Source organism: Bradyrhizobium sp. CCGUVB14, assembly GCF_024199935.1.
Lineage (GTDB): Bacteria > Pseudomonadota > Alphaproteobacteria > Rhizobiales > Xanthobacteraceae > Bradyrhizobium.
Genome location: NZ_JANADS010000001.1, coordinates 9,598,343 through 9,612,770, shown reverse-complemented (window position 1 = coordinate 9,612,770; position 14,428 = coordinate 9,598,343). Strand labels below are relative to the sequence as shown.

The window sequence follows — 14,428 nt, the reverse complement described above, 5'->3', positions numbered from 1 at the left end:
ATATATTGAACATTGTTCATTTCTGAAATATAGATATTGAACGGTGTTCAAATTACGCGTGGTGGTCAGCAAGTTGTATGCTGATGACCACACGCCCGGAGATCGACGCCATGCTCCTGTCAGTGTCCCCCCGTTTCACGTTCGCGCCACTGCAGGCTCGCGAAAAGTATCTGATCGGCGCGCTCATTGTCCTGGCGCTGGCGGCGCTATTGGCGCCGGCGTTGCCAGCCTCCGCATGGCACACACCGCATTTCGTCGACACCCGCACTTGGCTCGGTGTTCCCAACGCCGGCGACGTGCTCAGCAATCTTCTCTTCCTGGCGATGGCCATCTGGGGCTTGGTGCGGCTGCGCGCCCGCGGTGACGGGCCCGTGGGTGCACGCTGGTTCTTCATAGGACTGATCCTCACTTGCGTGGGGTCATGCTTCTATCATCTGGATCCCGACGCGCCGGAGCGGCTCGTGGCCGATCGTCTCGGCATGGCGGTGGCGTTCGCGGGCTTTCTGGGCATCGCGACAGGCGAGCGCATCAGCGTGCGCGCCGGTCAGGCGGTGGTCGTGCTGGTGACGGTCGCGGGCCTGCTCGCGGCCTGGGTGGCATACGAGAACCTTACGCCATGGGTGGTCGTGCAGTTCGGGGGCATGGCGCTTGCCGTGGCACTGGCGTTGACGCGGCCCCTGCCTGGGGCGCTTGGCGTGCCGCTGGGCAGCGTGATCTTCTTTTACGTGCTGGCCAAGCTTTTCGAGCTCGGCGACGCGACCATTTTCGAAGCGACAGGGCACCTCGTCTCGGGCCATACGCTGAAGCATCTGGCTGCCGCGCTGGCGGCCTGGCCGGTGATCCGGGCGTTGCGGCCTACGGACTCCGTCCCGTCCCCTCGTTGAGCAGGCACGCCACCTGATGCCCGTCGCCTGCGTCCATCAGCACCGGCCGCTCCGTCTTGCACCGCGCCACCGCAAACCGACAGCGTGTGTGAAATGCGCAGCCGGGCGGGGGATTGACCGGGCTCGGCACGTCGCCGTCGACCAGCGGGGCGAGCTTTTTTGCCAGCGGGTTGGCGATCGGCACCGAGGCGAGCAGGGCCTGCGTGTAGGGATGGCGCGGGTTGCGGAACAGTTCGTCCTTGTCGGCGATCTCGACGATGCGGCCGAGATACATCACGGCCACGCGGTGGCTGATATGCGCGACCACGGCGAGGTCGTGCGCGATGAAGAGATAGGAGAAGCCGTGCTGCTTCTGCAAATCGATCAGCAGGTTGATCACCTGCGCCTGGATCGAGACGTCGAGCGCGGACACGGGCTCGTCGCAGACGATCAGGCGCGGCTCCAGCGCCAGCGCCCGTGCGATGCAGATGCGTTGCCGCTGTCCGCCTGAAAATTGATGCGGAAAGTTGCGCATCTGGTCGGGCCGGAGGCCCACCTGTTCAAACAGCTTCGCGACGCGCGCTTCCAGTGCCTTGCCTGTCGCGAGACCGTGGACCGCGATCGGCTCGCCGACGATATCGCCCGCCGTCATGCGCGGGTTGAGCGAGGCGAACGGGTCCTGAAATACGATCTGCATCGAACGGCGATGCCGGCGCAGCGCCGTCTTGGACAGGTGCGTGATGTCCTCACCGTCCAGGCGGATCTGGCCCGAGGTCGGTTCGACCAGCCGCAGCACGCTGCGCGCCACGGTTGATTTGCCGCAGCCGGATTCGCCGACGAGGCCCAGCGTTTCGCCCGCGCCGAGCGAAAACGAGACGCCGTCGACCGAGTGCACGGTGCCGACCTGTCGGCGCAGCACGCCGGCGCGCACCGGGTAATACTTCCTAAGGTTGGTGACTTCGAGAAGTCGTTCGGTCATGCCACCTCCGCCACTTCGGCCGCGCGCCAGCAGGCGGCGAGATGGCCGCCGCCCCAATCGGTCAGCGGCGGATATTCGGCTTCGCAGCGCTTCACTGCGAGCTTGCAGCGCGGCGCGAAAGCGCAGCCCTTCGGCAGTCGCACCAGCGATGGCACGGTGCCGGGAATTTCGTTCAACCGCTCTTGCGCCGCGATGCCGGACGCGGGCACCGCCGGAATCGAAGCCATCAGCCCGCGCGTATAAGGATGTTTTGGCGCGGCGAACAGCGCCTCGACACTGGCCTCCTCGACCTTCCGGCCCGCATACATCACGATCACGCGCTGCGCGGTTTGGGCAACGACGCCGAGGTCATGCGTGATCAGCACGAGGCCGGTGCCGAGCTCTTTCTGGAGATCGAGGATCAACGCCAGGATCTGCGCCTGGATGGTGACGTCGAGCGCGGTGGTCGGCTCGTCCGCGATCAGCAGCGCCGGCCGGCAGGCCAGCGCCATCGCGATCATGGCCCGCTGGCGCATGCCGCCGGAGAGCTGGTGCGGATATTCGCGCGCGCGCCGCGCCGGCTCGGGGATGCGCACCAGCCGCAGCATCTCGACCGCGATGTTGTGTGCCTCCTTGGTCGACAGGTTCCGATGCAGCCGCACTGCTTCGACGATCTGGTCGCCGATCCGCATGACCGGATTGAGCGAGGTCATCGGCTCCTGAAAAATCATGGAGATGCGATTGCCGCGGATCTTGCGCATCTCCGCTTCGCTCAGCGCCAAAAGATCGGTGCCTTCGAGCGTGACGGTGCCGCCGACGATGCGACCCGGCGGGTCGGGCACCAGCCGCATCAGGGAGAGCGCGGTGACGCTCTTGCCGCAGCCGGATTCGCCGACGATCGCCAGTGTCTCGCCGCGACTCACGGTGAACGACACATCGTCGACAGCCCTGAACAGGCCGGAATTGGTGAAGAACACCGTCTTCAGGTTCTTCACGTCGAGCACGAGATCGGAGGTGTCAGCCATCAGCCGCGCTGCCGGGGATCGAGGATGTCGCGCAGGGCGTCACCGAACAGGTTTGCGCCGAACACGGCGAGGCTGATCGCGATACCCGGGAAGATCACCAGCCACGGCGCGGTGCGGACATATTCGGCGGCGGACTCGGAGAGCATGCGGCCCCATGACGGATAAGGTTCGGGAATGCCGAGGCCGAGGAAGGAGAGCGAGGCTTCGGTGAGGATGGTCGAGCCGAGCTGGGCGGTCGCGAGCACGATCAGCGGCGCCAGCGTGTTCGGCAGCACGTGACGCAGCGCGATACGCACCTCGCTCATGCCGATCGATTTCGCCGCTTCCACGAACGGCTGCTCGCGCAGCGCCAGCGTGTTGGCGCGGGTGACGCGCGAGACGGTCGGGATCAGCGGAATGGCAATGGCGAGGATGACATTCGGCAGGGATGGGCCGAGTGCCGCCGTCATGATCAGGGCCAGCACCAGTAGCGGCAGCGCCTGCAGGATGTCGGAAACGCGCTGGAACACGAGGTCGACCCAGCCGGAGAGATAGCCGGACGTGAGGCCGACGATGACGCCGATCGTGCCGCCGAGCGCGGTCGAGCCGATTCCGACCGCGAGCGAAATCCGCGCGCCGTGGATGATGCGGCTGAACACGTCGCGGCCGAAGGAATCCGTGCCCATCCAGTGCGCGAGGCTCGGCCGCATCAGCGCGTGGGCGGAATCGACGCTCAGCGGGTCATAGCGTGCGATGAAGTCGGCGAAGATCGCCGTCAGCACGAACAGCGTCATGATCACGAGCCCGGCCGCGCCCAGCACGTGTCGCTGCGCCAGGAACAGCACGCGCCGCCAGCCGCCGGTTGCGTGGGCGCCGGCCCGTCTCAGTTCAACGTCGAAGTCGATCGCGGCCAAGCTGATCTCCTAATCCGTGTATCTGATGCGTGGATCGAACACGGCGTAGAGCATGTCGACGATGAAGTTCGCGGTGACCACCACGACGGCAATCAGCATCACGAGGTTCTGCACGATCGGATAATCCCGCCAGCGGATCGCCTCGACCAGGAAGCGGGCGACGCCCGGGATATTGAACACGGTCTCCGTGACGATCAGGCCGCCGATCAGGAACGCCGCCTCGATGCCGATCACGGTGATCACGGGCAGGATCGCGTTCTTCAGCGCGTGGTGATAATTCACGGCGGCGTCAGATGCGCCCTTGGCGCGCGCGGTGCGGATATAATCCTGCCGCAGCACTTCCAGCATCGAGGAGCGCGTGATGCGCATGGTCAGCGCGGCGCTGCGGAAGCCGACCGCGGCGGCCGGTACGGCATACGTCGCGAACGCCTCGAGCCATGTCGCCGGGTTGGGATTGAAGATCGGGATCTGGCCGAACATCGCCACGGCCGCGGTGAGGATCAGCAGGCCGAGCCAGAATGAGGGCAACGACAAGCCGCTCAGGCTCACCACACGCAGCGCGTAATCGAGGCGCGTCCCCTGCTTGACCGCGCTGATGACGCCGAGCGGAATGCCGATCGAAGCCGAGAACAGCAGCGCGAGGCCGGCAAGCCGCGCGGTGATCGGGATCCGCGGCAAAATCTCCTGCAGCGCCGGCTTCTCCGACACATAGGAGTAGCCGAAGTCGCCGCGCAGAAAACCGCTGATCCAGTGCCAGTATTGCACGACCAGCGGCTGGTCGATGCCGAGCTCCTTCTCCAGATTGGCCTTGTCGGCGGGATCGACATAACCGGCCGCCGCGAACAGGATGTCGACGATGTTGCCGGGCACGATGCGCAACAGGAAGAAGATGACGACCGAGATCCCGAACAGGGTCACGAGCATCAGGAACAGGCGCCGTACCAGATAGGCAAACATTCGCGCCCTCCCGCCGAGCTGTCTCGCCCGTTCGCCGCGCTACTTGTCCATCCAAAGATCTTCGTACCGGTACCCATTATAGGAGCTGTTGGTCATCACAGTCACGCCCTTCACATAGGGCTGCCAGCAGGTGCCGGTGCGCGCGTGGAAGATGATCGGGCGGGCGACGTCCTCCTGCAACTTCTTGTCGATGTCCCACACCAGCTTCTTGCGCTTGGCGATATCGGTCTCCTGCGACTGCACGTCGAACAGCTTTTCGATCTCCTTGTTGCAGTAATTGGTGTAGTTGCGCTCGGAGCCGCAGGAATAGTTCTCGTAGAACGACTGGTCGGGATCGTCGACGGCATTGCCGGTCAGGTTGAGGCCGAGCATGTAGTCCTTGCGCGCGATCTTCGGGAACCAGTTCGCGGTCTCGACCACGTCGAGCTCGCCGTCGATATAGATGCTCTTGAGCTGGTCAATCAGGATCACCGCCGGATCGCGGTAGACCGGGATGTTGCGGGTCGAGACCTTGACGGCGAGGTGCTTGTCCGGCCCGTAGCCGGCTTTCTGCATCAGCTTCCGGGCTTCCTCGCGGTTGGCGTTGATGTCGGGACCGTACCCCGGAATGGTCTCCAGCATCTCCTTCGGCATGCCCCACAGACCGTTCGGTGGCGGCAGCATGGTGCCGCCGACATCGCCCTGGCCCTCGAACATGATCGAGATGAACGCCTTGCGGTCCAGCGACAGCGCCATGGCCTTGCGGATGTCGATGTTGTCGAACGGCGGCGCCGATGAATTGACGATGATGTTGGTCGCGACGTTGTTCGGCTCGACCTCGCAGATCGCGTTCGGCGCCTGCGACTTCACGTCTTTCAGCAGCGGAATGCTCACCTCGGTCGGGAAGGTCATGTCGAACTTGCCGGCGACGAAGGCGAGGATCGCGGTCGAGCGGTTCGGGATGATGGTGAACTCGATGCCATCGAGATAGGGCCGGCCCTTGCGCCAATAGTCGGTGTTGCGCGTCAGCTTGATCGATTCATTGGCCTTGAACTCGACGAATTTGAACGGGCCCGTGCCGATCGGATGCGTGCGCATGTCGCCGGGCGAGACGTGGCAGGGATAGACCGGCGTATAGCCGGAGGCGAGCAGCGCCAGCAGCGACGGCTGCGGGCGCTTCAAATTGAAGGAGACCTCGAGATCGCCATTGGTCGAGACATCGTTGACCTGGTCGTACCAGCTCTTGCGCGGGTTCTGCCGGAACTTCTGCTGCGACTTGCCCATCAGCATGTCGAAGGTGCATTTGACGTCCGCCGAGGTGAACGGCTTGCCGTCGTGCCATTTGACGCCCTGGCGCAGCTTGAAGGTCAGCGTCTTGTTGTCGTTGACCCAGGCCCAGCTCTCGGCGAGTTCCGGCACGATGTTGTTCATCGTGTTCTGGGGCTCGTCCTGCTTGTAGATGACGAGGTTGTTGAAGACCGGCATGAAGGGAACATTGAGCGAGTAGGTCGCGCCTTCATGGATCGAGGCGTTGCCGGGGCTGTCGCGGTGATACATCCGCAGGATTCCGCCCTGTTTGGGCTCGCCGGCGAAGGCATTGGTCGAAAACGCCAGCAAAGATAGCGCCGCCGTCGCGGCGAGCGCCCACACGCTCCGCATCCTCGGTCCTCCCTGGACATCAGCCGTTTACGGCCTGTTTGATCCGACGATAGCCGACGCGCGCGGAGGGAGGCAACGGGCGAAGCTGCTCAGCGGGCTTGGCAATTCGGATGACTTAACGCCGCAGGAGTTTCATAATCTCACAATGTGAGAGTGCAGGTGCGAAGGGCGGTTCCGTCGTGATGTTGTGCAGCACTGCACGAACAAACACCGGCCCCCCGTGCGCAATTGCGCACTAGGCCGGGACGACACCGAGAGTGAGGCGCGAGACTGCCCAAGCTTCTCACACGATCCTCGACGTCTTGTTGCCCCAGTAGCGGTCCCTTAGCAGCCGCTTGTACAGTTTCCCCGTCGGCAGCCGCGGCAACTCCTTCTCGAAATCGACCGAGCGCGGCACTTTCTGCCGCGACAGTGACGCCCCGCAGAAGGCAATCAGCTCTTCGGCGAGCGTTTCGTCGGGCCTCACGCCCGGCATCGGCTGCACCACGGCCTTCACCTCCTCGCCGAGATCGGGATTGGGCACGCCGAACACGGCGGCATCGGCGACCTTCGGATGGGTGATCAGCAAATTCTCGCATTCCTGCGGATAGATGTTCACGCCACCGGAGATGATCATGAAGGTGGCGCGGTCGGTGAGATAGAGGAAGCGGTCGTCGTCGACATAGCCGACGTCGCCGACGGTGCTCATGCTGCCATCGGCCGAGCGCGCCTCCTTGGTCTTTTCGGGATCGTTGAAATATTCGAAGGGCGATCCCGTCTTGAACCAGACCTGGCCAGGCGTTCCGGTCGGGCACGGCCGCATGTCCTCGTCGAGAATGTGGAGGTCGCCGAGCAGCACCTTGCCGACGGTGCCGCGGTGGCTCAGCCATTCCTCGCTGTTGCAGGCAGTGAAGCCGAGACCTTCGGTCGCGCCGTAATATTCGTGAATGATCGGCCCCCACCATTTGATGATGTCGTCCTTGACCAGCGCCGGGCAGGGCGCAGCCGCATGGATCGCGATCTCGAGCGAGGAGAGGTCGTAGTGCGTGCGAACGTTCTCGGGCAGCTTCAGCATGCGCGAAAACATCGTCGGCACCAGCTGGCTGTGGGTGATGCCCCACTGCTCGACGAGCTGGAGGTAACGCTCCGGGTCGAATGTCTCCATGATGACGACGGTGCCGCCCTGGCGGATCGTCAGATTGACCGCGGCTTGTGGTGCCGAGTGATAGAGCGGTGCGGGCGACAGGTAGATCATGCCCTCGCGGTAATGCCAGAGCTTGTGCAGGAAATCGAACAGCGGCAGATTGTGCTTCGGCGGTTCTTCCGGCAGCGGCCGAATGATGCCCTTCGGCCGTCCGGTCGTGCCGGACGAATAGAGCATGGCGGTGCCGAGCCACTCATCCGCGACCGGCGTCTTCGGCAGATCGGCGGTGACATCCGCGAGCCCGACGATGCGGTCGCTCTCGCCGGGGCCATCGGCGACGATGCAGAGCTTGATATCAGGGCAGGCCTGGATCGCTTCGCGCGCGACGTCCAGCTTCGCCACTGACGTGATCAGGATCTTCGATTGGCTGTTGACGAGGAGATAGGCCAGCTCACCGGGCGTCAGGAAGGAGTTGATGCAGGTGTAGTAGAGGCCGGACCGTTCGCCCGCGCCGCAGGCTTCGAGATAGCGGGAATTGTTCTCCATGAAGATCGAGTAGTGATCGAGCCGCCTCAAGCCGTGCTTGCGAAACAAGTGCGCCAGCCGGTTGCTGCGTGCATCGAGCTCGCGATAGGTGACGGCCTCGCCCGTCGTCGCCATGATGAAGGCGGGTTGCAACGGACGCAGACGGGCGTGCAGACCTGGATACATCAGTCCTCCGGGATTGAACTCATGCGGCGAGAAGCAGGATTTCGCGCACCTGTGCAGGCGCCTCGATCTTGCGCGGATTGCGCGGGATCCAGTTGGTGCGCATCGCCTGTTCGGCGATGGCATCGAAATGTTCGGGCGAGACGCGGACGTCAGCGAGGCTGCGGGGCATGCCGAGCGAACGGATGAAGGCGTCGAGCACGTCGGCGGCGTTGTGGCCGGGAAAGCCCATGGCGGCGGCGACGATCATCTGGCGCTCGGCGTTGGCGCTCGCGTTCCAGCGCATCACTGCCGGCAGCATGATGCAGGAGGTGTAGCCGTGCGGCACGTCGAAGGCCGCACCGAGGACGTAACCGATGCCGTGGCTCGCCCCCATCGGCACGCCGGCGGCGAGTGCGCCCATCGACAGCCAGGTGCCGATCTGTGCATCCATCCGCGCGTCGAGATCGCTCGCGTCGGCCTTCACCCGCGGCAGCGCATCGGCGAGCATGGCGAGGCCCTTCACCGACTGCGCGTCGGCGTAAGGGTGGGTCTCGCGCGAGCAGATCGCCTCGACGCAATGGTCGACGGCGCGAATGCCGGTCGAGAGGAACAGCCATTCGGGCGTGTGCACGGTGATGGCGGGATCGAGGATGGTCGCGCGCGGCACGGTCAGCGGATGCCGCAGCATCTGCTTCACATGGGTGCTGCGGTCGGTGACGCCCGCGATCGACGAGAACTCGCCGCCTGCGATCGTGGTCGGCACGCTGATCTGGCGCACGGTCGGTGCCGTCATCTCCGGTGCGACGCCCTTGTGGACGCGGACACGGTCGATGCCGTCAATGTCGTCGATGCCGTTGGCGAGACAGAGCTGTACCGCCTTGGCGCCGTCGGTGATCGAGCCGCCACCCACGGTGACGATCAGGTCGGCGCCGGCCTCGCGTGCCGCATTGGTCGCGGCGATCACCGCCTCGCGCGGCGTGTGCGCCGGCATGGCATCGAACAGCCCGGCGCAGCGCGGCCCCAGCGCCTGGACGATTTTTGCGATCTCGTCGGTCTCCCGGTTCAACGTGCCCGAGACCATCAGGAAGGCGCGGCGCGTTCCCAGCCGGTCCATCTGCGCGACAATGGCCTCAGTCGCCGGATGGCCGAATACGACCTCCTCGATCGCGCCGTAAACGACACGTCCCTGATGCACGCCTGTCCTCCCCGGACAATTCGTCTTGTTTTTGTAAGGGGTAATCTAGCCGAGCGGCCGTCCCGCGTCATGTGCGAAGACGCTGGCTCTTTCTTACCCTCCCCTGGAGGGGGAGGGTCGATCGCGCGCAGCGCGGGCGGGGTGGGGTGATCTCTCCACTCGGGCACTGTTGGACGCGGAGAGACCGTCACCCCACCCCGTCTCACATTTCGCTGCGCTCAATGTGAGCCGACCCTCCCCCTCCAGGGGAGGGTGGAGAATGCGGCACGTTCATCGCCAACCTTAAGCACACCTGTCTGCGTGCGAGGTCGGCTATCCCGGAGTCAACCCGCCATCAGGCCAGGGCATTCTCTTGAGCATTGCGCGTGGTGTAGTCTTGAAGAGTTCATCATCGCGACCCATCTTGTGCCGCCCGCGGGTGGAGGACTACCCTGCATTTTCCGCGGCTTTTGTGCGAGGACCTGGGATGAGTGGACCGGACGGAAGCGAGCAATTTGTCAAAACGCACGATTTCGTTCAGCCTAGGCCCCATCTTGCGCCTTACGCCATAGCCGGCCTTCTCGCCGCCGCCTTCGCGCTCAGTGGTTGCGGGCAGCCGAGCTCGCAAGCGGCAGCACCTCCGCCTCCGCCGGTGACTGTCGCCCAGCCGGTCAAGCGCACCGTCACCGATTGGGACGAGTACACCGGCCGGTTCGAGGCGGTCGAGGAGGTGCAGGTGCGCCCCCGCGTCGGCGGCTTCGTCAACTCCGTCGAGTTCCAGGACGGTGCGATCGTGCATCAGGGCGACCTGCTCTATGTGATCGACCCGCGCCCGTTCGAGGCGGTGGCCGAGCAGGCGGACGGCCAGCTGTCCGACGCCCGCGCCAAGGTGGAGCTCGCCAAGCGCGAGCTCGATCGCGGTCTGAACCTGGTGCAGACCAGCGCGGTGTCCGAACAGGTCGTCGACCAGCGCCGTCAGGCCTTGCAGGCTGCGCACGCTGCCGAGACCCAGGCCGAAGGCGCGTTGAAGGCCGCCCGGCTCAACATCGAGTTCACGCACGTGACCGCGCCGCTCACCGGCCGCGTCAGCCGCCATCTCGTCAGCCCCGGCAACCTCGTGCAGGGCAGCGACACCGGCACGTCGACGCTGCTGACCTCGATCGTCTCGCTCGACCCGATCTACATCTATTTCGACATGGATGAGACGACCTTCATCAAATACAGCAAGCTGTGGTTCGAGGGTAAGCGTCCGAGCTCGCGCGATACCGCGAACCCGGTGCAGGTGACGCTGGCCGGCGAGGCCAAGCCGTCGCATGACGGCGCCATCAACTTCCTCGACAACCGGCTCGATGTCTCCACGGGCACGCTGCGCAGCCGCGCCGTGGTCAAGAACACCGATCTTTCGATCCTGCCCGGCCAGTTCGGTCGCGTCCGCTTGATCGGCAGCGCGCCTTACGAGGCGCTGTTGATCCCCGATGTTGCGGTCGCGACCGACCAGTCGCGCAAGATCGTGTTCGTGGTGAAGCCCGACGACACGGTGGAGGCGCGGCCGGTGGTGCTCGGTCCGCTCGACGACGGCCTGCGCGTGATCCGCGAAGGGCTGACGGCGGAGGACCGCGTCATCGTCAACGGCATCCAGCGCGCCCGTGTCGGCGCCAAGGTCGCCCCGAAGACCGCTCAAGCGCCGGCTGGTGGCAAGTCATGAATCTTGGCCGTCTCTCCATCAACCAGCCGATTCTGGCGATGGTGCTGTCGATCGTGCTCCTGATCGTCGGTGCGCTCGCCTATTCGACGCTGCCGGTCTCCGAATATCCGCAAGTGGTGCCGCCGACCGTCGTCGTCACCACGCAATATCCGGGCGCCTCGGCCCAGACCGTGTCCGACACCGTCGCCGCTCCGATCGAGCAACAGATCAACGGCGTCGAGGACATGCTGTATCTCTACAGCCAGGCGACCTCGAACGGTCAGCTCACCATCACCGTCACCTTCAAGCTCGGCACCGACCTCGACAAGGCCCAGGTGCTGGTGCAAAACCGCGTCGCGATCGCGCAGCCGCAGTTGCCGGACGAGGTGCAGCGCAATGGCGTCGTCACCCGCAAGAACTCGCCCGACATTTTGATGGTCGTGTTCATGCTGTCGCCGGACGACACGTTCGACCAGCTTTACATCTCCAACTACGCGCTGCTCCAGGTCCGCGACCAGCTGCTGCGCATCGACGGTGTCGGCGACATCCAGATCTTCGGCGCGCGCGACTATTCGATGCGGCTCTGGCTCGATCCTGACCGCATCGCCAATCTCGGCCTGACCTCGACCGAGGTGCTGGCCGCGATCCGTGCGCAGAACGTGCAGATCGCCGGTGGCCAGATCGCCGAGCCGCCGATCGCCGACCGCGCCTTTCAACCCAATCTGGTTTTCACTGGACGCCTGAAGGATCAGAAGCAGTTCGAGGACATCCTGATCAAGGCCGGCTCCGACGGTCGCACGGTGCGCCTGCGCGACGTCGCCCGCATCGAGCTCGGCGCTCTCGCCTATTCGACCAACAGCTTCCTGCTGCGAAAGTCCGCGGTCGCCATGCTGGTGACGCAGCGGCCGGGTTCGAATGCGCTCGCGACGGCAAAGAACATCTCCGACACGATGGCGACGCTCAAGACGAGCTTTCCGAAGGGCCTCGACTACAACATCGGCTACAATCCGACCGAGTTCATCGCACAGTCCGTCCACGAGCTGATCAAGACCATCTACGAAGCCATGCTGCTCGTGGTCATCGTCGTGCTGGTGTTCCTGCAGGGCTGGCGTCCCGCGATCATCCCGATCATCGCGATCCCGGTCTCGCTGGTCGGCACCTTCGCGGTGATGGCGGCGCTCGGCTTCTCCATCAACAATCTCACTTTGTTCGGGCTCGTGCTCGCGGTCGGCATCGTCGTCGACGACGCCATCGTCGTGGTCGAGAATGTCGAACGGCATCTCGAGCATGGCCTGAGCCGGCGCGATGCGGCGCTGAAGACGATGGAGGAGGTCGGCGGTGCGTTGGTCTCGATTGCGCTGGTGCTCTGTGCGGTGTTCGTGCCGACGGCGTTCCTGGGTGGTATCTCCGGGCAATTCTTCCAGCAATTCGCTGTCACCATCGCGGTTGCGACCGCGATCTCCTGCTTCTGCTCGCTGACGCTGTCGCCGGCGCTGGCCTCGCAGATCCTCACCCCGCATGAGGAGAAGCGGCCACCTGCCGCCTGGAATCTGCTCGCGCGTGGCTGGAACGCCTTCACCGGTGCCTTCAACCGTCTGTTCGACCGGTTGGCGCACGGCTATGCCGGCCTCGCCAATTTCGTGATCCGACACGCGGTGGTGATGATCCTGATCTATGTCGTGCTGATCGGCAGCGCCGGCTGGCTGATCGCGACCACGTCGCAGGGCTTCATCCCGGCACAGGACCGCGGCTACGTCATCATCTCGGTGCAATTGCCGGGCGCGGCATCGCTGGCGCGCACGACCGAGATCGTGCGCGAGATCGAGCGGATCTCGCTGGATACGCCGGGCATCGTCCGCGTGGCCGCCTTCGCCGGCTTCTCCGGCGCGACACGCACGCAGGCCGGCAACGCGGCGGCACTGTTCCCGGTGTTCGAGGAACCCGAGGTGCGGCTGAAGAAGGGGCTGACGGCGAACGCGATCACCGGCGAGCTGCGCAAGCGTCTCTCCGCGATCCAGGGCGCCTTCATCATCGTCATTCCGCCGCCGGCCGTGCCCGGCATCGGCACCGGCGGCGGTTTCACCATCCGCATCCAGGACCGCCAGGGTCGCGGGCCCGAGCTGCTGGCATCGGCGACCGACGAACTCGTCGCCGCTGCGCGCAAATCGCCGTTGCTCCTCGGCCCCACGGTGTTCTCGCCGTTCTCGGCCAACACGCCGCAGCTGTTCGTCGACATCGACCGCACCAAGGCCCAGAAGCTCGGCGTGCCCATCGCCAACATCAACGACACGATCCAGACCTATTTCGGATCGACCTATGTCAACGACTTCAACCTGTTCGGCCGCACCTATCACGTCACCGCGCAGGCTGATTTCCCGTTCCGGAAAGAGCCCGCCGATCTCGCGCGCTTGCGCACGCGAAATGCCTCCGGCGACATGGTGATGCTCGGCAGCGTGGTCGACTTCAAGGATGTTTCGGGACCGGACCGCGTCGCGCGCTACAATCTCTACGCGGCGTCCGAATTGCAGGGTGAGCCGGCGCCGGGTACGAGTTCGACCACCGCGCTCAACACCATCAAGAAGCTCGCCGACGACATCCTGCCGAGCGGGTTTACGTTCGAGTGGACGGACCTGTCCTATCAGCAGGTCACCGGCGGCAATGCCGGTCTCTACGTGTTCCCGATCTGCGTGCTGTTCGTCTATCTCGTGCTCGCCGCGCAATACGGCAGCTGGACGCTGCCGTTTGCGGTGATCCTGATCGTGCCGATGTGTCTGCTCGCGGCCACTATCGGCGTGCGCATCATGGGCCAGGACGTCAACATCCTGACCCAGATCGGCTTCGTCGTGCTGGTGGGATTGGCGGCGAAAAACGCGATCCTGATCGTCGAGTTCGCACGCGATATCGAAAAGGAAGGCAAGCCGCGGCTCGAGGCCGTGATCGAAGCCTGTCGGTTGCGGCTGCGGCCGATCCTGATGACGTCCTTCGCCTTCATCCTCGGCGTGCTGCCGCTGGTGATCTCGTCCGGCTCCGGCTCGGAGATGCGCCAGGCCGTCGGCGTCGCCGTGTTCTTCGGCATGATCGGCGTCACGCTGTTCGGACTGCTGTTCACGCCGATCTTCTATGTGGTGGTGCGGAACCTGGCCGAGGGGCGGAACGAGGGGAAGCCGGAGGGGGCCGCGTAGCTGGTGGGCCGCGACGCCTCCAAAATCACAGTGTCGTCCCGGCGAAGGCCGGGACCCATAACCCCAGGGAGGAGTTGTGGGCGAGGCTGGTAACCACGAGTCTTCGCCAAACATCTCCCTGTGGCTATGGGTCCCGGATCTGCGCTTCGCTTGTCCGGGACGACAGCGGTTGTGTGACGCACAGCCGCCCATACTAACGGCCTACGCAAAACCAATGGGCACGCGCGCCGTTCTTCACTAG

At 64.7% G+C, this 14,428-nt stretch carries 10 protein-coding genes; 3 read left to right on the top strand and 7 right to left on the bottom strand.

What is annotated here, in order from left to right; genetic code table 11:
- The first annotated feature begins 77 nt into the window (after nt 1-77).
- Nucleotides 78-884, top strand: a complete 807-nt coding sequence (locus NLM32_RS44995; RefSeq protein WP_254135047.1) for a hypothetical protein — start codon at nt 78-80, stop codon at nt 882-884.
- Here NLM32_RS44995 and NLM32_RS44990 read toward each other — a convergent pair.
- The 7 genes from NLM32_RS44990 to NLM32_RS44960 all read right to left on the bottom strand — a co-directional run bounded on the left by NLM32_RS44990 (nt 856) and on the right by NLM32_RS44960 (nt 9,342).
- On the bottom strand, nt 856-1,842 hold the full coding sequence (locus tag NLM32_RS44990) for an ABC transporter ATP-binding protein (protein WP_254135046.1): 987 nt from the start codon (nt 1,840-1,842) through the stop codon (nt 856-858). The genes NLM32_RS44995 and NLM32_RS44990 overlap by 29 nt on opposite strands.
- Complete coding sequence (locus tag NLM32_RS44985; protein ID WP_254135045.1) at nt 1,839-2,846, bottom strand: ABC transporter ATP-binding protein; 1,008 nt, start codon at nt 2,844-2,846, stop codon at nt 1,839-1,841. The genes NLM32_RS44990 and NLM32_RS44985 overlap by 4 nt, the downstream gene beginning before the upstream one ends.
- A complete protein-coding gene (locus tag NLM32_RS44980) occupies nt 2,846-3,739 on the bottom strand; it encodes an ABC transporter permease (RefSeq protein WP_254135044.1) in 894 nt (297 codons plus the stop codon). The genes NLM32_RS44985 and NLM32_RS44980 overlap by 1 nt, the downstream gene beginning before the upstream one ends.
- Before the next feature lie 9 nt (nt 3,740-3,748).
- On the bottom strand, nt 3,749-4,696 hold the full coding sequence (locus NLM32_RS44975; protein ID WP_254135043.1) for an ABC transporter permease: 948 nt from the start codon (nt 4,694-4,696) through the stop codon (nt 3,749-3,751).
- A gap of 39 nt (nt 4,697-4,735) precedes the next feature.
- Nucleotides 4,736-6,334 (bottom strand): ABC transporter substrate-binding protein, encoded by a 1,599-nt coding sequence (locus tag NLM32_RS44970; RefSeq protein ID WP_254135042.1) that lies wholly within the window; start codon nt 6,332-6,334, stop codon nt 4,736-4,738.
- Nucleotides 6,335-6,617: 283 nt separating this feature from the next.
- A complete protein-coding gene (locus tag NLM32_RS44965) occupies nt 6,618-8,168 on the bottom strand; it encodes an AMP-binding protein (RefSeq protein WP_254135041.1) in 1,551 nt (516 codons plus the stop codon).
- Nucleotides 8,169-8,187: 19 nt separating this feature from the next.
- Nucleotides 8,188-9,342: an iron-containing alcohol dehydrogenase gene (locus tag NLM32_RS44960; RefSeq protein WP_254135040.1), complete on the bottom strand. Its 1,155-nt coding sequence runs from the start codon at nt 9,340-9,342 to the stop codon at nt 8,188-8,190.
- A 466-nt stretch (nt 9,343-9,808) separates the two neighbouring features.
- Here NLM32_RS44960 and NLM32_RS44955 point away from each other — a divergent pair, with 466 nt between their 5' ends.
- A complete protein-coding gene (locus NLM32_RS44955; protein WP_254135039.1) occupies nt 9,809-11,026 on the top strand; it encodes an efflux RND transporter periplasmic adaptor subunit in 1,218 nt (405 codons plus the stop codon).
- Complete coding sequence (locus NLM32_RS44950) at nt 11,023-14,187, top strand: efflux RND transporter permease subunit (protein WP_254135038.1); 3,165 nt, start codon at nt 11,023-11,025, stop codon at nt 14,185-14,187. Before NLM32_RS44955 ends, NLM32_RS44950 begins: the two co-directional genes overlap by 4 nt.
- The last annotated feature ends 241 nt before the right edge of the window (nt 14,188-14,428 follow it).